This window comes from Nocardioidaceae bacterium, from assembly GCA_018672315.1.
Taxonomy (GTDB): Bacteria; Actinomycetota; Actinomycetes; order Propionibacteriales; family Nocardioidaceae; genus TYQ2.
This window is the reverse complement of sequence record CP076053.1, coordinates 680106-706714: the sequence shown is the minus strand read 5'-3', so window position 1 is coordinate 706714 and position 26609 is coordinate 680106. Positions and strand designations below refer to the sequence as shown.

The 26609-nt window shown below is 72.1% G+C and carries 24 protein-coding genes and 1 tRNA gene; 12 read left to right on the top strand and 13 right to left on the bottom strand.

Annotation, left to right across the window (positions count from 1 at the left end; all coding sequences use genetic code 11):
- Positions 1-22 precede the first annotated feature (22 nt).
- The gene (locus KLP28_03340) at positions 23-1165 is read right to left on the bottom strand and encodes a ferredoxin reductase (GenBank protein QWC85798.1); all 1143 of its coding nucleotides are present in this window, start codon (positions 1163-1165) and stop codon (positions 23-25) included.
- A gap of 104 nt (positions 1166-1269) precedes the next feature.
- Here KLP28_03340 and KLP28_03335 point away from each other — a divergent pair, with 104 nt between their 5' ends.
- Complete coding sequence (locus KLP28_03335; protein QWC86773.1) at positions 1270-2469, top strand: helix-turn-helix domain-containing protein; 1200 nt, start codon at positions 1270-1272, stop codon at positions 2467-2469.
- On the opposite strand, the gene KLP28_03330 is transcribed toward KLP28_03335, so the two are convergent.
- A tRNA-Ile gene (locus KLP28_03330) sits at positions 2467-2540 on the bottom strand. The two genes, KLP28_03335 and KLP28_03330, sit on opposite strands and share 3 nt — an antisense overlap.
- A 147-nt stretch (positions 2541-2687) precedes the next feature.
- Between KLP28_03330 and KLP28_03325 the strand changes: the two genes are divergently transcribed.
- The 5 genes from KLP28_03325 to KLP28_03305 all read left to right on the top strand — a co-directional run bounded on the left by KLP28_03325 (position 2688) and on the right by KLP28_03305 (position 7211).
- Complete coding sequence (locus tag KLP28_03325; protein ID QWC85797.1) at positions 2688-3146, top strand: hypothetical protein; 459 nt, start codon at positions 2688-2690, stop codon at positions 3144-3146.
- A gap of 52 nt (positions 3147-3198) precedes the next feature.
- Positions 3199-3462, top strand: a complete 264-nt coding sequence (locus KLP28_03320) for a hypothetical protein (protein QWC85796.1) — start codon at positions 3199-3201, stop codon at positions 3460-3462.
- Positions 3463-3520: 58 nt separating this feature from the next.
- Positions 3521-5551, top strand: coding sequence for a fatty acid desaturase (locus tag KLP28_03315; GenBank protein ID QWC85795.1), 2031 nt, complete (start codon positions 3521-3523; stop codon positions 5549-5551).
- A gap of 242 nt (positions 5552-5793) precedes the next feature.
- The gene (locus tag KLP28_03310) at positions 5794-6780 is read left to right on the top strand and encodes a DUF808 domain-containing protein (GenBank protein ID QWC85794.1); all 987 of its coding nucleotides are present in this window, start codon (positions 5794-5796) and stop codon (positions 6778-6780) included.
- Positions 6777-7211 (top strand): hypothetical protein, encoded by a 435-nt coding sequence (locus tag KLP28_03305; protein ID QWC85793.1) that lies wholly within the window; start codon positions 6777-6779, stop codon positions 7209-7211. Before KLP28_03310 ends, KLP28_03305 begins: the two co-directional genes overlap by 4 nt.
- Before the next feature lie 22 nt (positions 7212-7233).
- Here the strand turns inward: KLP28_03305 and KLP28_03300 are convergent, their stop codons facing one another.
- Positions 7234-8607 (bottom strand): NAD-dependent succinate-semialdehyde dehydrogenase, encoded by a 1374-nt coding sequence (locus KLP28_03300; protein QWC85792.1) that lies wholly within the window; start codon positions 8605-8607, stop codon positions 7234-7236.
- Between the two features lie 172 nt (positions 8608-8779).
- Between KLP28_03300 and KLP28_03295 the strand changes: the two genes are divergently transcribed.
- The gene (locus tag KLP28_03295; GenBank protein ID QWC85791.1) at positions 8780-9313 is read left to right on the top strand and encodes a gluconokinase; all 534 of its coding nucleotides are present in this window, start codon (positions 8780-8782) and stop codon (positions 9311-9313) included.
- Positions 9314-9323: 10 nt separating this feature from the next.
- Here the strand turns inward: KLP28_03295 and KLP28_03290 are convergent, their stop codons facing one another.
- The 4 genes from KLP28_03290 to KLP28_03275 all read right to left on the bottom strand — a co-directional run bounded on the left by KLP28_03290 (position 9324) and on the right by KLP28_03275 (position 14058).
- On the bottom strand, positions 9324-9695 hold the full coding sequence (locus KLP28_03290) for a GNAT family N-acetyltransferase (GenBank protein ID QWC86772.1): 372 nt from the start codon (positions 9693-9695) through the stop codon (positions 9324-9326).
- 152 nt (positions 9696-9847) lie between these two features.
- Positions 9848-10663, bottom strand: a complete 816-nt coding sequence (locus tag KLP28_03285) for an inositol monophosphatase (protein ID QWC85790.1) — start codon at positions 10661-10663, stop codon at positions 9848-9850.
- Positions 10660-12828 (bottom strand): S9 family peptidase, encoded by a 2169-nt coding sequence (locus tag KLP28_03280; GenBank protein QWC85789.1) that lies wholly within the window; start codon positions 12826-12828, stop codon positions 10660-10662. Before KLP28_03280 ends, KLP28_03285 begins: the two co-directional genes overlap by 4 nt.
- Before the next feature lie 42 nt (positions 12829-12870).
- Positions 12871-14058, bottom strand: coding sequence for an acyltransferase (locus tag KLP28_03275; GenBank protein QWC85788.1), 1188 nt, complete (start codon positions 14056-14058; stop codon positions 12871-12873).
- A 151-nt stretch (positions 14059-14209) separates the two neighbouring features.
- Here KLP28_03275 and KLP28_03270 point away from each other — a divergent pair, with 151 nt between their 5' ends.
- Entirely contained in the window at positions 14210-14401 is a 192-nt protein-coding gene (locus KLP28_03270) for a hypothetical protein (protein QWC85787.1), read from the top strand.
- A gap of 6 nt (positions 14402-14407) precedes the next feature.
- Here KLP28_03270 and KLP28_03265 read toward each other — a convergent pair whose 3' ends face one another.
- The gene (locus tag KLP28_03265) at positions 14408-15466 is read right to left on the bottom strand and encodes a formate/nitrite transporter family protein (GenBank protein ID QWC85786.1); all 1059 of its coding nucleotides are present in this window, start codon (positions 15464-15466) and stop codon (positions 14408-14410) included.
- A gap of 22 nt (positions 15467-15488) precedes the next feature.
- Entirely contained in the window at positions 15489-16574 is a 1086-nt protein-coding gene (locus KLP28_03260) for a formate/nitrite transporter family protein (GenBank protein QWC85785.1), read from the bottom strand.
- A 69-nt stretch (positions 16575-16643) separates the two neighbouring features.
- On the opposite strand from KLP28_03260, the gene KLP28_03255 reads away from it, so the two are divergent.
- The 3 genes from KLP28_03255 (at position 16644) to KLP28_03245 (ending at position 21554) form a co-directional block, all read left to right on the top strand.
- Positions 16644-18518 carry a DEAD/DEAH box helicase gene (locus KLP28_03255; protein ID QWC85784.1) on the top strand — a complete coding sequence of 625 codons (1875 nt, stop codon included), beginning with the start codon at positions 16644-16646 and terminating at the stop codon, positions 18516-18518.
- Positions 18519-18725: 207 nt separating this feature from the next.
- The gene (locus KLP28_03250) at positions 18726-19229 is read left to right on the top strand and encodes a DUF3145 domain-containing protein (GenBank protein QWC85783.1); all 504 of its coding nucleotides are present in this window, start codon (positions 18726-18728) and stop codon (positions 19227-19229) included.
- A gap of 105 nt (positions 19230-19334) precedes the next feature.
- Complete coding sequence (locus KLP28_03245) at positions 19335-21554, top strand: hypothetical protein (protein ID QWC85782.1); 2220 nt, start codon at positions 19335-19337, stop codon at positions 21552-21554.
- Here the strand turns inward: KLP28_03245 and KLP28_03240 are convergent.
- Positions 21521-21802 (bottom strand): acyl carrier protein, encoded by a 282-nt coding sequence (locus KLP28_03240; protein QWC85781.1) that lies wholly within the window; start codon positions 21800-21802, stop codon positions 21521-21523. The two genes, KLP28_03245 and KLP28_03240, sit on opposite strands and share 34 nt — an antisense overlap.
- Before the next feature lie 233 nt (positions 21803-22035).
- Between KLP28_03240 and KLP28_03235 the strand changes: the two genes are divergently transcribed.
- Positions 22036-23028 (top strand): alpha/beta fold hydrolase, encoded by a 993-nt coding sequence (locus KLP28_03235; protein QWC85780.1) that lies wholly within the window; start codon positions 22036-22038, stop codon positions 23026-23028.
- Positions 23029-23122: 94 nt separating this feature from the next.
- Here the strand turns inward: KLP28_03235 and KLP28_03230 are convergent, their stop codons facing one another.
- From KLP28_03230 to KLP28_03220, 3 genes are all read right to left on the bottom strand, one after another.
- Positions 23123-24481 (bottom strand): ABC transporter substrate-binding protein, encoded by a 1359-nt coding sequence (locus KLP28_03230; protein ID QWC85779.1) that lies wholly within the window; start codon positions 24479-24481, stop codon positions 23123-23125.
- A 61-nt stretch (positions 24482-24542) separates the two neighbouring features.
- A complete protein-coding gene (locus tag KLP28_03225) occupies positions 24543-25724 on the bottom strand; it encodes a branched-chain amino acid ABC transporter permease (GenBank protein QWC85778.1) in 1182 nt (393 codons plus the stop codon).
- Positions 25724-26605, bottom strand: coding sequence for a branched-chain amino acid ABC transporter permease (locus KLP28_03220; protein QWC85777.1), 882 nt, complete (start codon positions 26603-26605; stop codon positions 25724-25726). Before KLP28_03220 ends, KLP28_03225 begins: the two co-directional genes overlap by 1 nt.
- Positions 26606-26609: the final 4 nt, after the last annotated feature.

Here is a 26609-nt window from a genome sequence, read left to right as displayed (position 1 = left end):
GAGTCGGGGTGGGGGTGGCCGGTCAGCGGTCGATGACGCAGTCACCGGCCGCGGCGCTGATGCAGGTCTGCACGTCGACGCCGTCGGCGGCGGTGATCACGTCACCGGTGCGGAGGTCGCGTACGGCACCGCTGCGCAGGGGCGAGACGCAGCTGAAGCACACGCCCATGCGGCAGCCGGACGGCAGCATCACGCCGGCATCCTCGCCGGTGACCAGCAGCGGCGACCCGCCGTCGTTCTCGGCGGTCACGCCTGAGGCGGCGAAGGTGACGGTGCCGCCCTCGCCGACGGCGACCGGCTCGACCCTGAACTGCTCGACCAGCAGATCGAGGTCGCGGGCGCCGTGGTGGGCGTCGAGGGCGTCCAGGAGCCCGGCGGGCCCGCACGCGAGCGTCGTGCGCTCGGCGAGGTCGGGCACGAGGGTGGTGAGGTCCTCGAGGTCGAGGACGCCGTGCACGTCGTCGTGGCGGGCCAGCAGCCGTACGGCGCCCGCAGCGTCCAGGGCGCGCAGGTCGGCGAGGAAGATCGAGTCGGCCTCGGTGGGTGCGACGTGCAGCACCACGATGTCGAGGTCGGCGCTGCGTGTCGGGCGCACGACCCCCTCGTCGGTGACGGGGAACAGGTTGCGCAGCATGCCGATCACGGGCGTGATGCCGGAGCCCGCGGTGACGAAGAGCAGCTTCGTCGCGTCGGTGGGCAGCACGAACGCCCCGGCGGCCTGCTCCAGGTGCAGCAGCGTGCCTGGTCGGGTGCGGTGCACGAGGTAGGGACTGACCGTGCCGTCCGGCACGGCCTTGACGGTGACGCTGATGAGGCCGTCGGCACGCGGGCCGTGGGTCAGGGAGTAGGCGCGCCACTGGCGCACCCCGTCGACGTCGACGCCGAGGCGTACGTACTGCCCCGGCACGTGGCCCTCCCAGGAGCGACCGGGCTGCAGGAGGAGCGTGGCCGCGTCGGCGGTCTCGTGGCGGACGGCGACGACGCGGGCGCGCAGGTCGGCGCCGGCGCGCAGCGGCGCGACGAGGTCGAGGTAGTCGGCCGGGACGAGCGGGGTGACAGCGGCGCGGACGACCCGTCCGGAACCCCGGCGCAGGCGGTCGGCCACCGTGCCGCGTCCGCCGGACGCGCGTCCGGAACGCGGGGAGCCGTCGTGGATGAGTGCCATGAGTTCACTCTCCCCGCACCGGCACTCAATGTATTGAAGGATCGAGGTGAAGTTGTGACAGGATCTTGTGCGTGAGTGATAAATCCATCGACCAGGACGACAGTCTGCAGGTCTCCGGTCCAGTGCTGCACGCACACGTCGTCGAGGCCCTCCGGGGTTCGCTCCCGCGCGTGGGCGACGACGTCGTGCGCGCGATCCCCGACCAGGTCCCGGCGTACGCCAGCGCACTGTCGGGGGAGATGGGAGCCACCATCCGGGAGGCCGTGCGCCAGGCGCTCGACGGGTTCCTGCGCCTGGCGTCCCAGGAGACCGGCGAGGGCGCGCAGCTCGCCGTGCCGATGACACCGGTGCGCGAGGCGGCGTACGCGCTGGGGCGCGGCGAGGCCCGCTCGGGGCGCACGGCGGACGCCCTGCTCAGCGCCTACCGCGTCGGCGCCCGCGTCTCGTGGCACGAGCTCTCCGCCACCGCGGTCACGGCGGGGGTCGGGACCCTCGAGCTCGCCCGGTTCGCCGAGCTCGTCTTCGCCTACATCGACGACCTCTCGGCGGCCTCGGTCGCCGGTCACACCGACGAGCTGGCGGCGACCGGGATGCTCCGGGAGCGCCAGCTGCGGCGGCTCGGGGCCCTCCTGGGACGCGGCGCCGACGAGGACGCCCTGCGCGATGCGGCGCAGACCGCCGGCTGGGAGCCCCCGGACACGCTGACCGCGGTGCTCGTCGGGTCCGCGCACGTGCGCACGGTGCTGGCACAGCAGGACGACCGCACGCTGCGTCTGGACGGCGACGAGCCGGGCACGACGTGCCTGCTCGTGCCCGACGTCGGCGGCGCGGGTGGGCGCCGGGCCCTGCTCGCGGGTCTCGGGGGATCCCGGGCGACGGTCGGGCCCGAGCGTCCGTGGCAGCGCGCCGTCGACTCGCGGACCCGCGCCGAGCGCGTACGCACGCTCGTCGGCGTCCCGGGTGCGGGGGTGCACGACGCCGAGGACCATCTCGTCGAGCTGGTGCTGACCGCCGACGCCGAGGCGCTCGCCGACCTCACCACGCGCACCCTGCGGCCGCTGCGCGAGGAGACCGCGGGCAGCCGGGAACGACTCGTCGCCACGATGCGCGCGTGGTGGGAGCACGGCGGTCGTCGTGCGGAGGTGGCCGAGGCGCTGCACGTGCATCCCCAGACGGTGCGCTACCGCATGGGCCGGGTCCGGGAGCTGTTCGGTGACGCCTGGGAGGACCCCGCCGTGGTGCGGGCGCTCGGTGTGGTGCTGGCCGCGCCGGTCCCCGCGGACGTCGACGCGACCGTCTCGTAGGCCGGGCGGGGCTCGAACCCGCGACTGGGCGATTATGAGTCGCCTGCTCTAACCGGCTGAGCTACCGGCCCGTGTGCCCGCCGGGGGCGGACCCGGGTGAGGATACGCCGTACGCCTCTCGCCGGGTCACGGCGCGTTCGGCTGTGCTCTGCCACCGACACTGGCAGTATCGGGCGCCGGGCGCCCTGCCCGGTCCTCCCACCACCCTTGGAGCTCCCGTGCGCCGTCCTGCCCTCCTCGTCTCCTCCGTCCTGCTGGCCGCCGGCCTGTCCGCCTGCGGCGGCGACGACGTGGCCGCCTACTGCGACCAGGTCGAGCAGAGCGCCGACCTGCTGGAGTCCTCACCGACCGAGGCCGAGGACGTCGAGCAGTTCTTCAGCACCTTCGAGCGTCTCGCGGAGGCGGCCCCCGAGGAGATCTCGAGCGAGTGGCAGATGCTGAACGAGTCCTTCCAGGGCCTGCAGCAGGCGATCGAGGACAGCGGCTTCACCACCCAAGAGCTCGCCGACCTCGGTGGCAACGCCCAGGACGTCGACCCCGAGCGGCTGCAGACGCTGCAGGAGAACATCGCCGAGGCCGAGCAGGAGTTCAGCGGGCCGGAGTTCGACCAGGCCTCCGAGCGCATCGACAGCTTCACCCAGGAGAACTGCGGCGTGGAGCCCTTCTCGGGCTCCTGACGCGTCCCGAGGGGGCTCCACGCGTGGCCACCGCGGGCGTACGCTGCCCTGCATGGCCACAGGACTCGACGACGGGGGAGACCCCCTCGACGGTGACTACGAGCTGATCACGCCCGAGCACTTCCTGCCCGGGAGCCGGCTGCCGGACGCCGATCGTCGGATGGGCATCGACCAGTGGACGGGCGAGGCCGGTCTGATCTCGCTGGCGGCCTCGATGGACCGACGCAACCCGGTGCACCTGGCGGCGGCGTGGCTGCTGCTCGGGGTGCTCGTGCTGCCGACGGTCTTCCTGATGTGGATCGTGCTGCACGGCTGAGCGCCCTCGCGCTTTACAGGGTTGCCAATAATGTCAACCTGAGCGCATCATGGTGGTCATGAGTGTCGCCAGCGCCGCCACCGCGTCCACCGGCTCCACGCCCGTCCGGGGGCTTCCCGACCCGGGAGAGCGCGTCCCACCGGTCGCGTGGCCCACCGTCGCCCTGATGGTCGGCACCCTCGTCCTGCTGGCCGCCGAGGTCGCGCTCTTCGTCGCCGGGGCGCCACTGTGGGTCACGGTGCCGATGGGCACGGCGGTGACCTTCCTGGCCTTCTCGGTGCTGCACGAGGCGACGCATCACGCGGCGAGCTCCGACACGCGTCTCAACGACGCACTCGGCCGACTCTCGGTGGTGCTCGTGGCGCCGTACGCGTCGTTCCCGATGATCAGGTTCATCCACATCGAGCACCACCGCAACACCAACGAGCCGAAGGCGACCGACCCGGACGCGTGGACCTCCGAGGGCCCCGCGTGGCAGCTGCCGCTGCGGTGGCTCACGATCGACCTCTGGTACGCGGTCTTCTACGTACGACGCCTCGGCTCGAGGCCCCGGGCCGAGAAGGCCGAGACGCTGGCGGTGCTGGCGCTCTTCGCCGGCGCGCTCCTCGCCCTGGGCCTCGGAGGCGTCCTCGCCGAGGCCGCGCTGCTGTTCTTCCTGCCGCAGCGGCTGGGCCTCGGGGTGCTCGCCTGGTGGTTCGACTACCTGCCCCACCACGGACTGACGGTGACCCAGCGGGAGGACAGGTTCCGCGCCACCCGCGTGCGGGTCGGCGGCGAGCGCGTGCTGACGCCGCTGTTCGTCTACCAGAACTACCACCTCGTGCACCACCTCCACCCGAGCATCCCGTTCTACCGCTACGTACGCGCCTGGCGTCGCAACGAGCAGGCGTACCTCGACCGCGACGCGGCGATCGCGACCTGGTTCGGCACGTCCCTGACGCCGGCGGAGTACCGTGCCTGGCGCCGCATGACCGACCCCGTCGACGGGGTGCCCCCGGTGGGCCGCAAGGCCTTCCACCAGCTGCGTGTCGCCTCCGTGGAGCCCCAGGGCTCCGAGGGCGTCGCGGTGGACTTCGAGGTGCCGGAGGACCTGCGCGAGGCGTACGCGTACGAACCCGGCCAGCACGTCACCCTGCGGGTCCGGCTCGACGGACGGGAGGTGCGGCGTACGTACTCGCTGTGCGACGCCCCGGCCCCGGGACGTCTGCGCGTCGGCATCCGGCAGCACCCCGAGGGTCTCTTCTCCACCTGGGCCAACACCCGGCTCGGGGCCGGGGACGTGCTCGACGTGATGACACCGAACGGCGAGTTCGGCGACCTGCCCGACGGCATCGGACACGGCCATCTCGTCGGCGTGGCGGCCGGATCCGGCATCACGCCGGTGAAGTCGCTGCTCGAGGCCCACCTGGCCGCCGACCCCGCAGCCACCGCGACCCTGCTGCTGGGCAACCGCACCCCGCAGACGGCGATGTTCCGCAGCGAGCTGCATGAGCTGGCGCGTACGCAACGTCTCAGGCTCGTCGAGGCCTTCGACGCCGGCGACTCTGTGGACTCTGTCGAGGGGCTGCCTGCCCGCCGGGTGGACCCGGACCTGGTGGACGAGGTCTGCGACGTTCCCCGCGGTGCCGTCAGCGAGGTCGCGGGGTGGCTGCTGTGCGGACCCGCGCCCATGGTCGAGGCAGTGCGCGACCACCTGAGGACGGCGGGGGTGCCGGAGCAGCGCGTACGCACCGAGCTGTTCGCCGCAGCGACCTCGACCGACGCCGGGGACGTCGACGGGGACGTCGACGGGGACGTCGACGTGGAGCGCGTGGTCGCCGACGTCGAGATCCGCCTGGACGGCCGCTCCCACCGCGTCGAGGTCGACAGCACCCGCGGCACGGTGCTCGAGGCGGCACTCGACGACGGGATCGACGTCCCCTACTCCTGCGCCGGTGGCGCGTGCGGCACCTGCCGCGGGAGGTTGCTCGAGGGGCAGGTCGCGATGGACCAGAACCACGTGCTCGACGACGACCAGGTCGAGGGCGGTGCGGTGCTGGCCTGCCAGTCCCGACCCCTGACCGAGCGCGTCGTCCTCGACTTCGACTGAGCACCCCTCTCGGCCACGCCGGACCCTCTCGGCCACGCTGGCCCCTCCCGCCGACTCCTGAACGCCCGCGTATGCGGGTGTCCAGGTGCTTCTGCGGGTCTGTACGCCCGCGCAAGCACCCAGGAGGCCGCGTACGCGGGCGTTCCGGAGGCCCGGGGACCGGCATACTGCGAGGGGTTCGACGTCGTGATCGCACCCGCACCCGTAGTCGTACCCGTACTCGCACCCGTTGGAGGCACCCCGTGGCCGGAGGACTCTTCGCCCTGCTCGACGACGTGGCGGCCCTCGCCAAGCTCGCGGCCGCCTCCGTCGACGACGTCGGCGCCGCCGCGGGTCGGGCGACCGGCAAGGCGGCCGGGGTGGTCATCGACGACACCGCGGTGACACCGCAGTACGTGCGCGGGGTCGCCGCCGAGCGCGAGCTGCCGCTGGTGCGCCGCATCGCGACGGGCTCGATCAAGAACAAGCTCGTCTTCATCCTGCCCGTGCTCCTGCTGCTCTCGGAGTTCGCGTCCTTCCTGCTCACCCCGCTGCTGATGCTCGGCGGCCTCTACCTCGTCTTCGAGGCCGGGGAGAAGATCTTGCACGCCTGGAGCCACCGGGGTTCGCACGCGCCGGATGCGGCGGAGTCCGCCGAGCCGGCTGAGCCGGAGCCCGCGGACGAGGACACGATCGTCTCGAACGCCGTGCGCACCGATCTGATCCTCTCGGCCGAGATCATGGTCATCGCCCTGGACTCCATCGACTCCGAGAGCTTCTGGTCCCGGCTGGTGATCCTGTTCGTCGTCGCGGTCGCGGTGACCGTCGGCGTGTACGGCGTGGTCGGCCTCATCGTGAAGGCCGACGACGTGGGGCTGCGTCTGGCCGAGTCCTCGCGAGCCGTCGTCGCGAAGGCGGGTCTGCGCCTGGTGGCCGCGATGCCTGCTGTCATGAAGGCCATCTCGGTCATCGGTACCGCCGCGATGCTGTGGGTCGGCGGGCACATCCTGGTCATCGGTCTCGACGAGCTCGGCTTCACCCTCCCGTACGACGCGGTGCACGCGGTCGAGGAAGCCGTACGCGACGCCCTCGAGGGCGCCGGTGTGCTCGCCGGTGTCGCCGCGTGGGTGGTCGACACCCTCGGCTCCGCCGTCGTCGGCGCCGTCGCCGCGGTTCCCCTCGTGGCGGCCGCGACGTGGTGGCACGGCCGGGGCTCGCACGAGGGGGCCGACCACGGGGCCACCGCGTGAGGGGCACCTGGGAGGACGTGAATCGCCGCGTCGTCGGGTCGCTGCTGGCCCTCGACCTCGAGGACAAGCTGATTCTGCGCGAACGCGTGCCGAGCCCCCGCAAGAAGCTCTTCGGCAGGACCCCCGACCGCCCGCCCCATCGGTGGGTCGCCGTCACCGCCCAGCAGAGCCTGCTCTTCGCCGAGTGCGTGGGGGCCACGCGTCACGGTGGGGACTGGGACATCGACGAGGCGACCGAGGCGCGACTGAAGCGATCGGGGTGGCAGCCGCCGTGGAGCGACGAGTTCAGCGAGTACACGCTCGAGCGCCCGCTGATCCAGGCCCCGGAGGTCGCGGTCGCCGTGGCCAGGGCGCTGCGCGACCTCGGGTGCGAGGTGGCCGACCTCGAGGTGGAGCTGACCCGCGAGGACCCCGACGCCGGGCTCTACTAGCCCGACGCCGGGGTCGGTCGACTCAGGCGTCGACGAAGATCGTCTTCGCGTTGACGAACTCCCGCATGCCGGCCTCGCCGTGCTCGCGGCCGTAGCCGGAGTCCTTCACGCCACCGAACGGCAGGTGGGGCTTGGCGAGGTTGAACCCGTTGATGTTCACCATGCCGGTGTCGAACTCCGTCCGGGCGAGCTCGGTCGCCCGCTCGACGTCGGCGGAGAAGATCCCGCCGCCGAGGCCGTAGCGCGAGTCGTTGGCGATGCGCATCGCGTCCTCGTCGTCCGCCGCGCGGATCAGGGACGCCACCGGACCGAAGAGCTCGTCCTCGTACGCCGGCTGGCCGGGGGCGACGTCCTCCAGGACGGTCGCGGGGTACCAGGCGCCGGCGCGGTCGGGCACCTCGCCGCCGACGGCGATCCTCGCGCCCTTGCTCACCGACTGCGTGACCTGCTCGTGCAGTTCGTCGCGAAGGTCGGTGCGCACCATCGGGCCGAGCTGGCATCCCTCGTCGGTCGGGTCGCCGAGCTCGACCGCGCCCATCGCCTCGACGTACGCGTCGCGGAACGCGTCGTAGACGGAGTCGACCACGATGAACCGCTTGGCCGCGACACAGGTCTCGCCGTTGTTGGCGATGCGCCCCTGCACCGAGGTCTGCACGGCGTGCTCGATGTCGGCGTCGGAGAGCACGACGAAGGCGTCGTTGCTGCCGAGCTCGACGACGGTCTTCTTCAGGTGCTTCGCGGCCAGCGAGGCGACGTACGACCCGGCGCCGTCGGAGCCGGTCAGCGTGACGCCGCGGACCTCGGGTCGCGCGATGACGTCGTCGGACTGCTCGATGCTGATCTTCAGCACGCGGAACGCGTCGGTCGGGACACCGGCCTCGTGGTACAGCTCCTCGAGGCGCAGCGCCGAGCCCCACACGTCGGGCGCGTGCTTGAGCAGCACGGTGTTGCCGGCGACGAGCTGGGAGACGCTGTAGCGGATCACCTGGTAGAGCGGGAAGTTCCAGGGCTGGATCCCGTAGATGACACCGGTCGGCTGGTAGGTGACGATCGCGTGGCCACCGTCCTTGTCCTTGCGCTCCTCGGCGAGCGCGGCGGGGCCGTTGTCGGCGGTCCACTCGCAGATCGCGGCGCACAGCTGGACCTCGTCGGAGCCCTGGGAGATGGGCTTGCCCATCTCGGCGGTCATCAGCTCGCGCAGCTCCTGCTCGTTCTCGCGCAGCACGGTGGCGAGACGGCGCGCGACCTCGGCGCGCTCCTGGATCGGGCGGCGGCGCCAGGCGTCGAAGGCCGTGTCGGCGGCCTGGACGATCTCGACCACCTCGGCGTCCGTGTGGTGCTCGTAGGTCTGCAGGTCTTCGTTGGTGGCGGGGTTGCGCGTGGTGGTGCTCGGCATGAGAGGTCCTCTCCGGACGGGTGGCTCCCGCGGTGCCGCGGGTGCGCCAGCCATCTACCCAGGCGACGGGATCCTCGACACGTGCGCAGCGGGGTGAGCAGACGCACCCGGCGCGGAGGAATGCTCGGGGTCGACCGCGCGTCGCCGGCGCGTCATCGGGCACCCTGCGTCCATGAGCGCGCGGGTGGTCGTCTGCATGGGGGTGAGCGCCACCGGCAAGACCTCGGTGGCCGCCCGGCTCGCCGAGCAGCTGGGATGGGCGTTCGAGGAGGGCGACGACCACCACCCGCAGGCCAACATCGACCTGATGGAGGCGGGGACCCCGCTCGTCGACGAGGACCGGTGGCCCTGGTTGGAGGAGCTGGCGCGCATCGCGGCCGCGTCCGTCGAGGAGGGACGGGACCTCGTCCTCACCTGCTCGGCGCTCAAGCGGAGCTACCGCGACGTGCTGCGCTCCCGGGTGCCGGCGGGGGCGATGTTCTTCGTGCACCTCGCGGGCGCCCCCGACCTGTTGCGGGCGCGCATGCAGCAGCGTACGAAGCACTTCATGCCCACCTCGCTCCTCGACGACCAGCTCGCGACCCTCGAGCCGCTCGGACAGGACGAGCGGGGAGCCGTGGTCGACGTGGCGCCCTCCCTGGAAGAGGTCGCCGATGCGGCGTACGCAGCCGTCATCCGAGGTCTCGAGATCGAGCAGTCGGCCTGATCGAAGGACCTCAGTGGTCGCCGTCGTGGCGCACCATGCGGCGTTCGAGGCCGACAGCGTCCTGCTTGGTGGCCCCGTCCGCGACGAAGCCGTGCTTCTCGTAGAAGCGGATGGCGCGGTGGTTGCCCTCGAGCACCCACAGGTGCGCAGAGGCCCCGCCGATGGCTGCCTGCAGGAGGGCGAGTCCGACTCCCTGCCCGTGCGCCTCAGCCCGCACGTTGAGCGCTTGGAGTTCCGTGTCGGGGATCAAGGCCTGGGTGGCGTCGCGGCCAGGTCCGCAGGAGACAAAGCCGATCAGACGCTCACCGGAGCGCACGACGAGGAACCGGTCGCGGTCACCACGTGCCGCCGCTGTCAGCGTCTCGCGCCACCGCTCCACCATCCGCTCCCTCCCGGACCGTCGCCGCGTCAGGAGCTGCGGCGGGAGCAGGTCGCCGTACGCCTCCTCCCACACGTCGAGAAGGAGGTCGGCGAGAGCCTCGGCATCGTCGATTCTCGGTGGGACAGGGGCAGTATCCGCCCACGGTGCGTCGCTCACAGCCCCGGCAGCGCGTGCACCAGGCCTCGCACCAGGTCGTAGGTCTCCCGGTCACCGGCGGCCACGAGCCCGGCGCCGTCGTCGGTGCGCTGGGGGGCGTACGCGTCGCCGGTGAAGGTGCCCACGACTCCTCCCGCCTCGGCGAGCAGCAGCTGTCCGGGGGCGTGGTCCCACGGCTTGGCCTTGGCGAAGAGCGCGTAGTCGGCGGCACCCTCGACGAGCTTCGGGTAGTCGACCCCGCAGCAGACCCAGGTCAGCTCCAGGGCCCGCAGCGTGCCGATCGCACGGCCCAGCCACGAGCGCCGGGACGTGACACCACGCAGGTCCTCGGCGCGGGTGTCCGTGCGGTCGGGTCGCGTCAGTCGTTCACCGTCGCGCCAGGCGCCGGCACCGTGCTCCGCGACGTACGCGTGCTCGTGCTGCGGCTGCCAGATCCACGACCGCACCACCGCACCGCCCTGCAGCTCGGCCGCCATGACGGCGTGGTCGGGGGAGCCCTTGACGAAGTTCTTCGTCCCGTCGACCGGGTCGACGGTGAAGGCGTGCTCGGCCTCGGCGAAGCGGGTCAGCAGCGACGCGTCGGCGGCCACGGCCTCCTCCCCGAGGACCATCGCGTCGGGGTACGCGGCACGCAGCCGCGCAGTGATGAGCTCCTCGGCCTCCCTGTCGGCGACGGTGACGAGGTCGCCGGGGTTCTTCTCACTGACCTCGTCCTCGTCCAGCGCACGGAAGCGCGGCGTGACGACCTCCGCGGCGACTTCCTGGAGCATCGCCAGGACCGCGTCGGTGTCCATCCCGGCCGCGCCGCTCACGGCGTGCCGTCCGCGAGCCCCAGCCGGTCCAGGATCCAGGCGAGCGTGAACGCCCGATCGGCCCAGGACTTGTAGCGACCGGACACGCCGCCGTGCCCGCCGTCCATCTCGGTGCGCAGCAGCACCTCCGGCCGCCCGTCCGCGGCGGTCGCGCGCAACCGGGCCACCCACTTGGCCGGCTCGACGAACATCACCCGGGTGTCGTGCAGCGAGGTCGTCGCCAGGATCGGCGGGTACGCCTGCTCGGTGACGTTGTCGTACGGCGCGTACGCCGCGATCCACTCGTACGCCTCGGGGTCGCCCTCGGGGTTGCCCCACTCCTCGTACTCGGTCACCGTCAGCGGGAGGCTCGAGTCGAGCATCGTGGTCAGGTTGTCCACGAACGGGACGGCGGCGGCGATGCCGTCGAAGGCGTCCGGCGCCTGGTTGGCGACCGCCCCCATGAGCAGTCCGCCGGCCGAGCCGCCCTCGGCGACGATGCGACTCGACCAGCCCTCGGCTCGCAGGAAGCGTGCGACGGCGACGAAGTCGTCGAAGGTGTGCTGCTTGGTCTCCATCTTCCCGTCGTCGTACCAGCCGCGGCCCATCTCGCCGCCGCCGCGCACATGGGCGATGACGAAGGCACCTCCGCGGTCGAGCAGGGAGAGCCGGGAGGTGGAGAAGCCGGGGTCCATCGAGGCCTCGTAGGAGCCGTAGCCGTACAGCAGCGTCGGCGCCGGGCGCGCCGCGTCGCTGCGCACCACCAGCGAGGCGGGCACGAGCACCCCGTCGACCGAGGGCACCCACAGCCGGTGCTGCTCGTACGCCTCGACGTCGAACTCGCCGGTGAGCTCGTTGCTCAGCACTGGGGTCTGCTTGAGCAGGGTGAGCTCGCCGGTGCGTACGTCGTACTGGTGCAGCGCCGGGGGATGACGCAGCGAGGTGTGGGCGACCTGCAGCACGGGGGCGTCGAAGACTCCCGGCCCGCCCGCGTGCACCGTGTGCACCTCGCCCTCGAACTCCACGAGCCGGTCGTCGACGACGCCGTCGACGAGGTCGAGTCGCAGCACGCGTACGCGGGTCAGCCCCCCGCTGCGCTGGTGGACCAGGAGGTGACCGGCGAAGGTGTCGACCCCCTCGATCCGGGTGCCCGGCGTGTGCGGCAGCAGGTCCGTCCAGTCCTCCGGAGCCGTCGGCTCGACCGGGGCCAGCGAGACCGCTCCGTCGGGACCCGTGAGGTTGTGGGTGACCACGAAGCAGTCCTCGCCGCCGATGACGGCGTGGCCGACGGAGTACTCGAGGTCCTGACGACGCTCGGCGAACACGCGCCAGCCGAGGTCGGGCCGCTCGGTGTCGAGGAAGCGGATCTCCGAGGTCGACTTGGACTCCGCCCCGATCACCAGGAAACGGCCCGACCGCGACCGGCCGACACCGACGAAGAACCGGGCGTCGGGCTCGGCGAAGACGACCTCGTCGTCGGCCTGCTGCGTGCCGAGCACGTGGCGGTGCACGGTGTCGGGACGCCAGGACTCGTCGACGGTGACGTAGTAGAACGACTCGCCGTCGGGCGCCCAGGTCGCGCCGCCCATGAGGCCGGTGAGCTCGTCGGGGAGCAGCTCGCCGGTGCGCAGGTCCTTGACCCGCAGCGTGTAGCGCTCGTCGCCGACGGTGTCGACGGCGTACGCCAGCAGGTGGCCGTCCAGCGTCACCGAGGCCCCGCCGAGCGAGAAGAACTCGTGTCCCTCGGCCAGCTCGTTGAGGTCGATCACGACCTCCTCGCCGGGCAGGGCCGGGGTGTCGGGGGCGACGTCCTCCGCGGGACGGGGCGGGGTCCAGTCCTCGGGGTCCGTCACCGGCACGCGGCAACGGGCGCCGTACTCCTTGCCGGCGAACGAGCGCGAGTAGTACCACCAGCCGTGCAGCCGCGACGGCACCGAGAGGTCGGTCTCCCGGGTGCGCAGCCGGATCTCCTCCACGAGCCGCTCGCGGAGGTCGGCGAGGTGGGCGGTCGAGGCCTCCGTCCAGGCGTTCTCCGCCTCCAGGTGTGCCAGCACCTCCGCGTCCTCGGGGTCACGCAACCAGTCGTACGCGTCGGTCCGCTCGTGCCCGTGCCAGGTGCGGGTGACGGGACGGGCGGGCGCCAGCGGAGGCCGGGCCGGCGAGGAGGAGGCGTCGGGAGAGGTCACCCGACGACCCTATGCCGCTCCGCTGCCGACCCTCGGCCGCCTCTAGGACCGACGCCGTGGCGCGGTGAACAGCCACCCGGCCACCCGCCACCGCTGCTGCAGGCGGGCCACGACGGCACAGGTGAGCAGCGTCGCCCCGAGCACCAGGACGAGCGAGAGCCACGGCTGCTCCCGGGGCTCCAGCGCCACGTCGACCGCGGCGTACCAGGCGCCGATGACCAGCCAGTGCGCGACGTAGAAGACCAGCGACTGACGACCCACCCACGCCAGTGCCCGCTCGCCCGGCCGGCCTCGCGACGCGCGTGCAGCCAGCACCAGCAGCACCATCGCGGCCGACGCCGGCACCAGCGAGAGGGGCGTGTACCGCGTGGGGTGCAGCACCACGGCCCACCACAGCAGCGGCGAGGCCAGCACCAGCAGGGCCAGGAACGTGGCGGGTCTGCGCAGCGGTGAGGTCCACAGGCGGGTGAGAGGAGTGGGGAGCCCGCGCTCCAGACGTCGGGCGAGCAGGTCGCCGGCGAGGAAGAAGGTGGCCAGGCACAGGGCCCGTTCCAGGTGCGGTGACTCCCCGAGCGAGCTGAGGAGCCACCCGGTGCCGGCGAGCGTGAGCAGGTGTGCGGGGCGCGCGTGGGGGATGCTCAGCAGCAGCAGCGCGAGGAGGTACAGCCCGACGAGAAGGTGGAGGTACCACAGCACCGAGACGGGCGAGACGATGATGTCGGTGAGGCCGTGCGTCCGGTGGAAGCCGCCGTCGACGTGGGGGAAGAGCTGCCACGTGCCGAGGTAGACCAGCGACCACACGACGTACGGCCACGCGATGCCGCGCAGCTTGCCGGCGGTGAAGGCGCGCGGACCCTTGGCGATGGACCGGCTGAGCAGCATGCCCGAGAGCAGCATCAGCAGCGGGATGCGGATCGGTGCGAACGTGTCGACGAGCAGGTTCAGGGGCGTCTCGTCGATACCGAAGAGCCGCCACCCCTGGGCGCGGACGTGGGTGAGCACGACCAGCACGATGGCCGTGCCTCGCAGCACGTCCATCCAGGCCTGGCGAGGCGGTCGGGTGGCAGCAGTCGGGGCGCCCGGGGCGCTCGCCGGGACGGGTGCGTCCGACGTCGTCCGCGGCACCGGCGGCGCGACGCGCAGCACCTGCGTGACGGCCTCCCGCGTACGACGGGCCTCGCCCTGCAACGGGGAGAGCGACCTGACGTCGCGCGATGATCCGGTGTCCACGGTATCGAGAATAGGTCCGCCCAGACCCTGCTCCGGCGGCTCACGCGGCCGATGTGACCCGGGTCAAGATCAATCGTGACCACGGCGTGACCGACACCCGTCACGCCCCACCCGGAGGGGTGCCCGTACGCGCTCTGTCAGGATGAGTCGCATGGGCGCTCGCATCCTCGGTCTCGGCGTGGCCGTCGGCCTCCTCGTGCTCGGCGTGCTGCTGACCGCCTTCGCCCTCGGCTGGGTCGGCGGCACGGCGATCGAGGGCAGCAGGACCTACGCCGTCGTCGGTCCGTTGTTCGCGGGCCTCGGGGTGGCGCTGGTCGTGGTCATCGCGCAGAACCGTCGCTGAGCGGCCTCAGTCCGTGTCGCGCTCGCGCGGCCTCGCCCGGCGGAAGCGTCTGGCCTTCTCGCTCTCGTCGAGCTGGTCGAGCTCGTCGGCCTTGCGCTGAGCCTTCTCGGTCTCCTCCCGGGCCTGCTCGCGACGCTCGCGCTGGATCTGCTGGCGGCCGTCGGCGTTGCGCGCCGAGGGTTCGGGGGAGAGGCGCTCCTGCATCGCCTGGCTCCGCTCCTCCAGCAGACGGTCCTTGCTGCGGAGCAGGCGGAGACCGGTGACGAGCACCAGCCCGCCGATCATGTTGCCGATCAGGACGTACCAGATCCAGCCCAGCCACGTGCCGTAGTCGAACGGGGCGTCCCCGGTGTGCAGGGCGCCGAAGATCAGCAGCGAGTCGAGGATCGAGTGGAACAAGCCGGTGCCCACGAGCAGGAACGCGATCGCGATCGCCGCTCCCATCTTGCCGGTGATGTCGCCCGTGCCCGCCTGCATCCGCGTCAGGAGCGTCATCGCGGCGCCGGCCAGCACCGCGAGCGCCATCCCGCGGGCGCCGAAGCCCACCAGCACGTACTCGCTGGCCAGCTCGATCAGACTCTCGTGGAGCCCCGGGAAGGCGATGACCACCAGCCACATCACCAGCCAGCCCCCGAGCAGGTTCATCACGAGCACGCCGCCCCACAGCTTGGCGAGGTGGATGGGCCGGGCCCTCCGCGCGGCCACGGCGACGATCGGGATCATGAATCCCTCGGTGAAGAGCTCGCTGCGGGCCAGCAGCAGCGAGAGGAACCCGATCGAGAAGGCGAGCCCGCCCAGCAGGTGGCTGCCGGTCTCGCGGTAGACGGCGACGAAGGCCAGCACGCCGAGGGCGACCTCGGTGCCACCGAAGAACCCGGTGACCAGCACCTCGGTGGTGGTGCGACCCAGCCGTTGGGCGCCCTCCTCGACGAGTCGGTCGAAGGCCGCGTCGAGCTCGTCCTCCAAGGGTCCCTGGTGGCGTCCGCGATCGACGTCCCCGCCGGCGGCGGGGACGTCACCGGGTCCGCGTACGGGGTCGTGGTCCTCGTCGGCGGGGAAGCTCAAGCCGAGGCTCCTCTGCAGTAGGTCAGGCGTCGTCGCGCCGGTGCGGCCCGGCCTCCTTGAAACGGTCGGCCTTCTCGTCGTCGTCGAGCTCGCGCACCTTGCGCTCGGCCTCGCGGTTCTCCTCCTTGCGCTGCTCGCGGCGCTCCCGCTCGATCTGCTGACGGCCGTCGGCGTGGTTGGCGACGGGCCCGGGTGTCAGCGACTCCTTGAGGACCCGGTTGCGCTCCTCGCCGAGCCGCTCCTTGCTGCGGATCAGGCGCAGCATCGTGACCAGCACGAGACCGCCGACCATGTTGGCGATGAGCACCCACCAGAACCAGCCGAGCCAGTCGACGTAGGAGATGTCCGGGAAGCCGATGTGGATGCTGCCGAACAGCAGCAGCGAGCCCACGATCAGGTGGTAGAGGTGGCCGGCGCCGAGAAGGAAGCCGACCGCCACGGCCGCGACGATCTTGGGCAGCATCTCGGCGCTGCCGCTCTGCATGCGGGTCATCAGCGTGATCGCGGCTCCACCGAGCAGCGCCAGCGACACGCCCTCCAGGGACAGGCCTGCCTCGAGGTATCCCAGCGCCAGCTCGTTGATGACGTCGTGCATGTCGGGGTAGGCCCACACGATCAGCCACATCATCGCCCAGCCGCCGACGAGGTTGGCCACGAGCACGCCGCCCCAGAGCTTCGCCAGGTGCACGGTGCGGGCGCGCTTCGCCGCGACCGAGATGATCGGTACCAGGAAGGCCTCGGTGAACAGCTCGCTCCGCGCCAGCAGCAGCGCGATGAAGCCGAGGGAGAACCCGAGGCCGCCGAGCAGGATGTTGTCGGTCTCGTAGTAGATGAGCACCAGGGCCAGCACACCGACACCGATCTCGGTGCCACCGAAGAACCCGGTGATCAGCACGTCGGTCCAGGACCTGCCCAGACGCTGGGTGCCCTCGTCGACCAGTCGGTTGAAGGCGGCGTCCAGCTCGTCCTCGAGCGGACCCTCGGTGCCGTCACGCTGAGGCTTCCTCGCGCGCGCGTCCGCGGTGGCGTCGGCGTCGAGCTCGGACGCGTGCTTCGCGTGCGGGTCGCGGTCCTCCGGGGTGGACTGCGGCGGGGTCGCGAGCGTCATGACTCCTCCTCGGAGGCGGGAAGGATGCCGGATGACATCTCGGTATCTATGCCCACCCGGCGACCGAGGATGCCTCCTCGACGCGCGTCGTCCGCCTGTGACGGGCCTCGCGTGCCCGCGATTCGGGCCAGGAGCCGTCGAGGCCCTACCCTGGGGGGATGCTGTGCGAGACGCTCCGTGACTGATCCCCAGACTCCGGACGCCGCGCCGGTCGACTTCGCCTCGCTGGGCCTGAGCCGTCCTGTGCTCGAGGCGTTGACCGAGGTGGGCTACGAGACCCCCTCCCCGATCCAGGCGGCCACGATCCCGGCGCTCATGGACGGCCGCGACGTCGTCGGTCTGGCGCAGACCGGCACGGGCAAGACGGCCGCGTTCGCGCTGCCCCTGCTCTCCCGCATGGAGGTCTCCCGCAAGGGCGGTCGCGCGCCCCAGGCGCTCGTGCTCGCGCCGACGCGCGAGCTCGCCCTGCAGGTCGCCGAGGCCTTCGAGCGGTACGCGGCCCACGTGAACCTGCAGGTGCTCGCGGTCTACGGCGGTCAGGCGTACGGCGTGCAGCTCTCCGCCCTGCGTCGCGGCGTCGACGTCGTCGTCGGCACGCCGGGTCGCATCATGGACCACCTCGAGAAGGGCACGCTCGACCTCACCGAGCTCCGCTACCTGGTGCTCGACGAGGCCGACGAGATGCTCAACATGGGCTTTGCCGAGGACGTCGAGACGATTCTGGCCGACACCCCGGGTGACAAGCAGGTCGCGCTGTTCTCCGCGACGATGCCGCGCACCATCCGCCGGCTGGCCCAGCAGTACCTCACCGAGCCCGCGGAGATCTCCGTCAAGGAGAAGACGCAGACCGCGACCAACATCCGGCAGCGCTGGCTGCTGGTGTCGTGGCCGCAGAAGGTCGAGGCGATGACGCGCCTGCTCGAGGTGGAGAACTTCGAGGGCATGATCGTCTTCGTCCGCACCAAGCAGGCCACCGAGGAGGTCGCCGAGAAGCTGCGGGCCCGCGGCTTCTCCGCCGCGGCGATCAACGGCGAAGTGCCGCAGAACCAGCGCGAGCGTCTGGTGAAGTCGCTGCGTGAGGCCAAGCTGGACATCCTGGTGGCGACCGACGTCGCTGCCCGAGGTCTCGACGTGGAGCGCATCACGCACGTCGTCAACTTCGACATCCCCACCGACACCGAGTCCTACGTGCACCGCATCGGGCGTACGGGCCGCGCGGGCCGCGAGGGCGACGCGATCAGCTTCGTGACGCCCCGCGAGCGTCACCTGCTCCGCATGATCGAGAAGGGCACGCGGCAGTCGATCACCGAGATCGCCATGCCGACCGCCGAGGACGTCAACGACTCGCGCGTCCGCGGCTTCACCGAGGCGATCTCCACGGCGCTGGAGTCGCCGCAGGTGAGCTCCTTCCGCGACCTGATCGCGGCGTACGTGGACGAGCGCGACGTGACACCCGTCGACGTCGCCGCGGCGCTCGCCGTGATGGCACACGACGGTCAGCCGCTGCTCCTCGAGCCCGACCCGCCGCCGGCGCCGAGGGCCAAGCGGGCCGACCGCCCGCCGCGTACGGACCGGGACGACCGGTCGCCCCGGGGAGACAGGGGAGCCAAGGGGTCCAAGCCGCCTCGGCAGGTGCCGTCGGGGCTGGCGCGCTACCGCATCGAGGTCGGCAAGCGTCACCACGTGCAGCCGCGTCAGATCGTCGGCGCGCTGGCCAACGAGGGCGGCCTGGGCCGCAACGACTTCGGGCACATCGACATCCGGGTCTCCTACAGCCTCGTCGAGCTGCCCCGCGACCTGTCGGCGGAGACCGTCGACCGGCTCCGCGGCACGCGCATCTCGGGTCGCCTCATCGAGCTGAAGCCCGACGCCGGGCCGGCACCGCGCCGTGACGGCGACGGCGGGCACCCACACCGCTCCAAGAAACCGCGCCACAAGGACTGAGCGGTCCGGCGAGGGTCATGCTCCGGGCCCTTCCACGCGAGGGTGTCCGGGGCCGTTCCGCCCATTCCGCTGGTCAGGCGCGACCCCGTACGTCACAATGGTCGGACACAACTCCATCACCGCAGGTCCGGACGCCCAGGTGTCCCTCCTCCCGACGAGCCGCTGGGGAAGGCGTTGCTCGACGCCGGGATCAAGGAGGAGCCACTCATGACGCGTACGACCACCAGGGGCGTGCTCTACGTCCACTCCGCGCCGTCTGCGCTGTGCCCGCACGTCGAATGGGCCGCCGGCGGCGTCCTCGGCGTGCACGCACAGCTGTCGTGGACGCCCCAGCCCGCGCAGGTCGGCACCTACCGCACCGAGCTGTCCTGGACGGGCGCCCCGGGCACCGGTGCCGCGCTCGCCTCGGCCCTGCGGGGGTGGGACCGGCTGCGCTACGAGGTGAGCGAGGAGCCGACCAGCTCCACGGAAGGCAGCCGCTACGCCTTCACCCCCGACCTCGGGGTCTTCCACGCGGTGACCGGTCTGCACGGCGACGTGATGGTGCCCGAGGACCGCATCAAGGCGGCCGTGCTGCGCGCGCGTCTCGGTGAGTCCGACCTGACCGCCGAGCTCGACAGGCTGCTCGGCAAGGCGTGGGACGACGAGCTCGAGACCTTCCGGCACGCTGGCGACGGTGCGCCGGTGCGCTGGCTGCACCACGTGGTCTGAGCCGACCTGCGGGTGAGGTCGCCTGCCCAGGCGCGGCACCCCGGCGGAGACTGCGTACGGCACTAGGCTCGGACCGTCCGCGGACGATGGCCCGAGGAGGAGCACGTGCGAGCAGTCCGTTCCGGCGTCGGGATGCGTCGGCGTACGGCGGTCCTCGTGTCGACCCTCCTCGTCGGCGCAGGCGGCCTCGTGGCCGCCGGACCCGACGTCGCGCCCGCCGTCGCCACCGAGACGGATCCGCCGCTGGACGCGCGCTGCGCCGACAGCACCGTCATCGACCTCGCCGACGCGGTCGGGGACCGGCGGCTCCGCCAGGTGGCGAGGGACTTCCCTCGACGTGCCACCGTCAAGGTGCTCACCTTCGCGGACCGGGCGGACGGCATCGACGTCGACCTCGCGCTGCGTGACGCGGCCGACGCCTGCGGGGACTGGGGCTACGAGCCCGGCGAGCGACGCTCTCTGTTCGTGCTCGGCCTCGACACCGCTGCCGGTGCGATCGGCACCGTGTTCGACGGCCGCCTGATCATCCCCTTCGAGGCGACCGAACCCCTCGCCGAGGCCGCCGCGAGCGAGGCCCTCGCGCAAGGACGCGACACAGCAGCGCTGCTGCAGGCGCTCCGCACCTACCGCGACGCGGTGGAACCTCAGGGCGAGTTCCGGGACGGGGAGGGCTCACCGGGACCCGCCGAGCAACCGACCCCGCCTCCCGCGGCGGACGACGGGGCCGAGGACGGCATCGACGCGGCCGCAGCGGACACCGCCGACTCCACGGACTCGGGGTCGATCTGGGGCCCGGTGCTGACGGTGCTGCTGGTGCTGGCCCTCGTCGCTCTCGCCGTGGGCGGACTGCTGATGTCGCGTCGCGCGGCGCGGACGCGTGCGCAGCAGGCGCGCGCCGAGCTGCGCGCAGCCCGCAGCGCGGCCGCCGCCGAGATCTCCTCCCTCGGTGTGGTCGCCCGGGCCACGGCGGACAGGGTCGCCACGCTCCCCGATCACGAGGACCCCGCACTCGAGCAGGTACGCACCGCGCACCGCGCGGCGGTCGCCCAGGTCGAGGCCGTCGACCGCAGCTGGCGTCAGCTCGCGCTCGAGCACCCCGCTGCGCCGGCCGTCGACGCCCCGCCCTCGACGACGGCGACACGGCCACCGGAGGCAGGGCAGCCCACGCCGCAGCAGGTGAGCGCGGCCGCCACGGCGTACGCGACCCTGCGGCTCGACGTCGCCGAGGCCTCGACCGCCCTGGCCGAGGTCGAGCGGCGGGTCGGCGACCTCGACCACGAGGCGGCGATGCTGCCCGAGCGCCTGGCCTCGGTCCGGCGCCGGGCCGACGACCTCACGCAGGACCTGCACGACCTGCGGCAGCGCGGCTACCGCACGGCCGACTTCGACCACGTGCCGGACGCCGTACGAGCCCGGCTCGACACCGCCGCCGACCTGGGCGCCCAGCGCCGGGTGGGAGAGGCGGTCGGTCTGCTGACGTCCGCCGAGCAGGACCTCGTCGAGGCCGACCGCCGGCTGGGCAGCCTCGATGCCGAGCGGGCGGAGCTCGAGCGTGACATCGAGGCGGTGGGCCGCCGCACGCCGGCGCTCGACCGTGACCTCGACGCGGCGTACACGCTGCTGGAGGAGCTCGAGGACTCGCTCGCCCCCGTCGTGACCGAGGGCCTGCGCGCCGGCCTCGACGAGGGGGCCGAGGCGCGCGCGGCCGTGCCTCGCCTGCTGCGAGCGGCCACGCAGGAGTGCTCCGTGGAGGTCCAGCAGCTCGACCGGGCCAGGCGGCACCTCGAGGAGGCCGAGGTGCTCTGCGACACCGCCCGCATCGCCACGAACCAGGTCGCCGCTCGACTCGCGGAGCTGCGGCAGGTCGCCGAGCAGCTGCCGCTCAGCGCCGACCGTGCTGCCGCGCGTGCCCAACGGCTGGCCGAGCGGGTCGAGCAGCAACGTCCCGCGGTCGAGGGAGCGGTCGCGAGCGGGGAGTGGCACGACCCGCACGCCCTCGGCGAACGCGCACGGTCACTGGGCGACGAGGCGCGGGGGCGTACGCCGGACCTGCTCGACGTCGCCGAGCGGCTCGACGGGCTGCGGTCCGAGCTCACCGCCGCCGAGCAGCGGGTCGAGGACCTCGTCACCGCCTACGCCGGCCGCCGGCTCGCCCTCTCAGCCGCGCAGGAGGCGCTCGCCGCCGCCGGGCGCAGCGACGATGCCGACGCGGCCAGCCTCGAGCAGGCCGCCGACCTGCTCAGCCGTGCCGAGCAGGAGCCGGACCACGAGGTCGCGCGGCAGCTGGCCGCTCAGGCCGAGGCGCTCGTGGCGCCGCGCACGTAGCTCTCGACGTCACCGACGCGACGGAACGTACGCACCGCCTCGGTCGGGATGCGCAGACCGTGCTCCTCCTCGAGCATGACCACGATCTCGATCATCGCCAGCGAGTCGACGCCGAGGTCGGCGACGAACTCCTTCTCGGCGGTGACGGTCGAGGGTTCGATCTCGTCCGCGACCTCGCTGACGACACGGCGGATCGAGTCGGTGACCGAGTCGGTGACCGGGTCGGTGGTCGGGTCCTCGGTGGTCACGGATCCTCCGGCGGGCTGGGGAGACGACGATGGCGAGGCCCAGCATGACAGCGGGTGCGACACAGGCCGTCGTCCTCGACACGCAGACGGTTGCGCGGCACCATCGTCACCAGTTGTCCGCCTGCGCGTCACCTGCCGGTGTCGCGCATGCCACACTGAGGTCCAGACAGACCCCAGCATCGCCGTCCGTTCCGAGGGGTACGGACGTCGCACCCCACTGTCAGGAGCGGCGCATGCCCAGCACCTCGCTCGAGCTGCAGCACGTCACGATCCACGGTCATCGTCGCGCCTACGTGAAGGCGGGCTCCGGTCCCGCGCTGCTGCTGCTGCACGGGCTGGCGTGCGACCACACCACCTGGCTCCCCGTCATCGAGCAGCTCGCGAAGAAGTACACGGTGATCGCTCCTGACCTCCTCGGCCACGGGGAGTCCGCGAAGCCGCGCGCCGACTACTCCGTCGGCGGCTACGCCAACGGCATGCGCGACCTCCTGACCGTGCTCGGCATCGAGCAGGCCACCGTCGTGGGGCACAGCCTCGGCGGCGGGGTGGCGATGCAGTTCGGCTACCAGTTCCCCGAGCGCACCTCACGCATGATCCTGGTCGCGCCCGGAGGCATCGGCCCCGAGGTGACCGCAGCGATCAGGCTGCTCACGGTGCCCGGCGCCGAGTCGTTCCTTCGGCTCGCGACGATGCCGGGCGTACGCCACCTCGGGGTGCACGCGATCCGCCGCCTCGCCTCCGTGCGCTCGGCGCACTCGCGTGACCTGGCGGAGGTGGCCGACATCTTCGACTCCTTCAAGGACCGCCACGCCCGGGCGGCCGTCCGGCACGTGATCCGCGCCGCCATCGACTGGCGGGGCCAGGTCATCACCATGGCCGACCGTGCCTACCTCACCTCGGCGATGCCGATGTGTGTCATCTGGGGCGCCGACGACATGGTCATCCCCGTGCGGCACGCGGCCATCGCCCGCGAGATCGCCCCGTCGGCCCAGGTCGAGGTGATTGCCAACGCCGGCCACTTCCCCCACAAGGACCACCCCGAGCGCGTCGTGAAGATCATGAAGGACTTCATCCGCAGCACCGAGCCCGCCGTGCACGAGCGCGAGATGTGGCGCGACCTGCTGCTGCACGGCCCCGGTGCGCCCGCGGTGCGCGAGGGCGCGGGCGACCGCCCGCTGACCCCGGTCAGCCCCATCGCCGCCCGGCGCAGCGGCGTCACCGCCTGACCCCGGAGAGCACCCCTCCCGGCATAGGCTCGGTACGAAGAACGCCCCTCCCGGTCCGAGGACCGGGAGGGGCGTTCTGCTGTGTTGTCAGACGTCAGCCGACGGGCTGCACGTCCGGAATGCCGTTCTCCGGCGGGGCGTCGTTCGCCTGCTCGGACGCGTCGGCCTCGATCGGGGTGCCCTCGCCGAGGTCGGTCGTGAGCACCGGGGTCAGCTCGTTGCTCTCGGTGCCCTCCAGCTCGATCATCCGCATGCCGCCGATGCCGAGGTGGGAGTCGGCGGAGTAGCGGAAGGGCGCCAGCTGCGGCCCCTCGAGGCTGCCTCCGACCTCCTCGAGCGCCGAGACGATGCCCTGACGCGTCAGGTCCTCACCTGCGGCCTGCAGGGCCTGGACGAACGCGTACGCCTGGCTCATGCCGTAGATGCGGTAGTTGGTCAGCTCGCCCTCACCGCCGTGCTCCTCCCACACGCGCTCCCACAGCTGCACCCACGGGTCCTCGGGGGTGTCGACACCGGGGATGTACGCGGTGGTGAGCACGCCGTCCAGGGCGCTCGCGCCCTCGTCGACCGCACCTTCGGAGAAGTTCGCCAGCAGACCGCCGACGAGCGCCGGGTCCGACCCGACGTTGGTGTAGATCCACTGCGGGTCGAACTGCGTCTGCAGAGCCACCAGCTGGCTGAGCGCGGTGTAGGACGGCGTGTTGAACCCGATGACCAGGTCTGCGCCGTCGGACTGCAGCTGGGTGATCTGCGGCGCGACGTCGGTGTTGCCGGAGGTGTAGCGGGCCACCGAGACGATCTGGTCGTCGATGAACTGGCGCAGGCCGATCTCGCCGTCGGCACCCAGGTCGTCGTCCTGCAGGAACAGGCCGACCTGCGCGTCGGGGAAGTTCTCCGCGACGTACTGACCGATGATCTTGCCCTCGATCTCGTAGTCGGGCTGCCACCCGAAGGTGTACGGCTTGGCCTGCGGGTCGTCGCCCCAGGCGATGGAGCCCGAGGACACGAAGAGGTCGGGCACCTCCTGCTCGTTGAGGAAGTCGACGACGGCGCCGTGCGTCGGGGTGCCCAGGCCGCCCATGATGCCGAAGACCTGGTCCTGCTGGACGAACTCACGCACGACGTTCGTCGTGTTCGTGGGGTTGTAGGCGTCGTCCTGCACGGCGTACTCGATCGTGCGGCCGTTGACGCCGCCGTTCTCGTTGACGAAGTCGAAGTAGGCGGCCGAGCCGGTCGGGATCTCGGAGTAGCCCGGTGCGGCGACGCCCGTCAGCGGCATGTGCGTGCCGATGGAGATGGTCGAGTCGGTCACGCCGGTGGTGTCGCCGGCCTCGCCGGAGTCGGTGCCGGAGCCTCCGCCCTCCTCGCGACCGCCGGCGCCGCAGGCGCTCAGCATCAGGCTTCCGGCCAGGAGGCCGGCAGCCACCATGGTCGGACGGGTCGTTCGCTTCATTGTGTCTCCCTTGGTCGCGGCGGCGAGGATCGTCCGCCGTTGGTGGGTTCGGGGGTGGTGGTCAGGCGGTCTTCGGGGTCTCGGCGGCCTTGGCGCGCTTGACGGCTCGGCGTACGGCGCGGCGTCGCAGCACCTCTCCCATCAGGCCCGAGGGCGCGAGCAGGATGACCACGACCATGACGGCGCCGAAGACCAGCGGGGCGATCTCTGCGGCCTTGAGCGAGCTGAGGCCGAGCGCTGCGCCGGCGTCGGTGGCGTAGCCGGGAAGGTAGGTCAGCAGCGCGGCGCCGATCAGAGCACCCGAGAGCGTGCCGAGCCCGCCGAGCACGATGGCGGTCAGGAGCAGCAGGCTGAGCTCGAGGCGGAAGTTGCCCGGTGCCGCGAGGCTGGTCGCGAGGGCGAGGAACGCGCCGGCGATGCCCGCGGCGCCGCAGCTGACGACGAAGGCGACGACGCGGTCCTTGCCGAGGTCGATGCCGACGAGCTCGGCGGCGACCTCGTCGTCGCGGACGGCGGCCCAGCGGCGGCCGACGCGGGAGGACTTGAGGTTCGCCAGCATCACGAAGACCACGATGAGCACGATCCAGGTGAGGTACGCGAGGTACTGGTTCGTGCTGAGCTCGCGGCCCAGGATGAAGAAGTGGACGTCGGCGACCCAGGTCGGCACGTCGACGGAGCCGAGCGTGAGGCCCTGCTCGCCGCCGAGGGACCGGACGGCCAGGGGCACCTGGGTCGCGGCGATCGCGAGGGCGAGGGTGGCACCGGCGATGTAGGGCCCCGACAACCGGGCGGCGGCCACGCCCACGAGGGCGCCCACGACCAGGGTGGTGAGCACCGAGGCGACGAGCACCAGCAGCAGCGGCGTCGCGCGGTCGTCGGTCAGCAACAGCGCCGCGGTGTACGCCCCCACGGCCATGAACGCCCCGTGGCCCAGGGAGAGCTGTCCGTTGATGCCGGTCAGCACCGTCAGTCCGGCCGCGGCGATCGCGTAGTAGCCGAAGCGCGTCATCTCGAAGCTCGCGAAGTCGCTGGTCGACTCGATCACGACGACCACCACGACGAAGGCGGCCAGGGCGAAGATCAGGTGCCGTGCGCCCGTGTGCGCCATGGCGCGCGCCCACAGGGCGCGGCCCCGGTCGGCCACGGACCGGTCGCTGTCACCCGAGGTCTGCTTGCGCTTCTGCTCGGCGCCGGAGACGACGGGCGTCTCCTCGGTGGTGTCCTGGCTGGTGCGCTGGCTCATCAGACCCGCCTCGCCTTGGTCGTGGAGAACAGTCCGCCGGGCTTGAGCGTGAGCACCAGCATCAGGATGACCAGCGCGGTGAGGGCCTGGTAGCTGTCGTTGAGGTAACCGCCGACGAAGCTCAGCGCCATGCCGAGGATCAGTCCACCGACCACGGCGCCGAAGGGGCTGTCGAGTCCGCCCAGCACCGCGGCGACGAAGCCGAAGACCACGATGGCGTCCATGTAGTGCGGGAACACCAGGCCGCCGCCGGCGATGAGGATGCCGGCCAACGAGCCGACCATCGCGGCCAGGGCCCATCCCAGCGTCAGCATCGCGCCGACGCGTACGCCGAGCAGCCTCGCCGTCTCCTGGCTGAAGGCCGAGGCACGCATCCGCAGGCCGATGTCGGTGAAGCGGAAGAGCGCGACGAGCGCGACGAGCACCACCATGACGGCGATGATCGAGAAGATCTGGAACGGGGTGATCGCGATGATCAGGTCACCGGCACGGAATCCCCGGACACCGAACGGGCCGGTCGGGAACGACCGGTAGTCGCTGCCGAAGATCACGCCGGCGAGGGCCGTGAAGGCGATGAAGAGCCCGAGGGTGAGGATCACCGCGTTGATCTCCGGACCGCCCTCGACGTGTCGCACGATCAGCCGCTCGGTCACGGCGCCGATCGCGAGACCGCCGAGGAGGGCGGCGACGAAGGCCAGCCACCACGGCAGGCCCGCGTCGAGCACGACGAACGCCAGGTAGGTGGTGAGCATCGCCATCGGGGCCTGCGCGAAGTTCACGATGCGCGTCGAGCGCCAGATGAGCACCAGGGCGAGGGCGAAGGCGGCGTACACGGCACCCAGCACGATGCCGTTCAGGGACAGGGTCAACAGCTGTTGCACGGGT

Coding starts and splice junctions, on each gene's coding strand:
- KLP28_03260 (QWC85785.1), bottom strand. CDS start 16,574: ATGACGCTCGCGACCCCGCCGCAGTCCACCCCGGAGGACCGCGACCCG.
- KLP28_03230 (QWC85779.1), bottom strand. CDS start 24,481: ATGAAGCGAACGACCCGTCCGACCATGGTGGCTGCCGGCCTCCTGGCC.
- KLP28_03340 (QWC85798.1), bottom strand. CDS start 1,165: ATGGCACTCATCCACGACGGCTCCCCGCGTTCCGGACGCGCGTCCGGC.
- KLP28_03320 (QWC85796.1), top strand. CDS start 3,199: ATGGCCACAGGACTCGACGACGGGGGAGACCCCCTCGACGGTGACTAC.
- KLP28_03255 (QWC85784.1), top strand. CDS start 16,644: ATGCCTCCTCGACGCGCGTCGTCCGCCTGTGACGGGCCTCGCGTGCCC.
- KLP28_03295 (QWC85791.1), top strand. CDS start 8,780: ATGAGCGCGCGGGTGGTCGTCTGCATGGGGGTGAGCGCCACCGGCAAG.
- KLP28_03290 (QWC86772.1), bottom strand. CDS start 9,695: ATGGTGGAGCGGTGGCGCGAGACGCTGACAGCGGCGGCACGTGGTGAC.
- KLP28_03250 (QWC85783.1), top strand. CDS start 18,726: ATGACGCGTACGACCACCAGGGGCGTGCTCTACGTCCACTCCGCGCCG.
- KLP28_03235 (QWC85780.1), top strand. CDS start 22,036: ATGCCCAGCACCTCGCTCGAGCTGCAGCACGTCACGATCCACGGTCAT.
- KLP28_03315 (QWC85795.1), top strand. CDS start 3,521: ATGAGTGTCGCCAGCGCCGCCACCGCGTCCACCGGCTCCACGCCCGTC.
- KLP28_03300 (QWC85792.1), bottom strand. CDS start 8,607: ATGCCGAGCACCACCACGCGCAACCCCGCCACCAACGAAGACCTGCAG.
- KLP28_03225 (QWC85778.1), bottom strand. CDS start 25,724: ATGAGCCAGCGCACCAGCCAGGACACCACCGAGGAGACGCCCGTCGTC.
- KLP28_03270 (QWC85787.1), top strand. CDS start 14,210: ATGGGCGCTCGCATCCTCGGTCTCGGCGTGGCCGTCGGCCTCCTCGTG.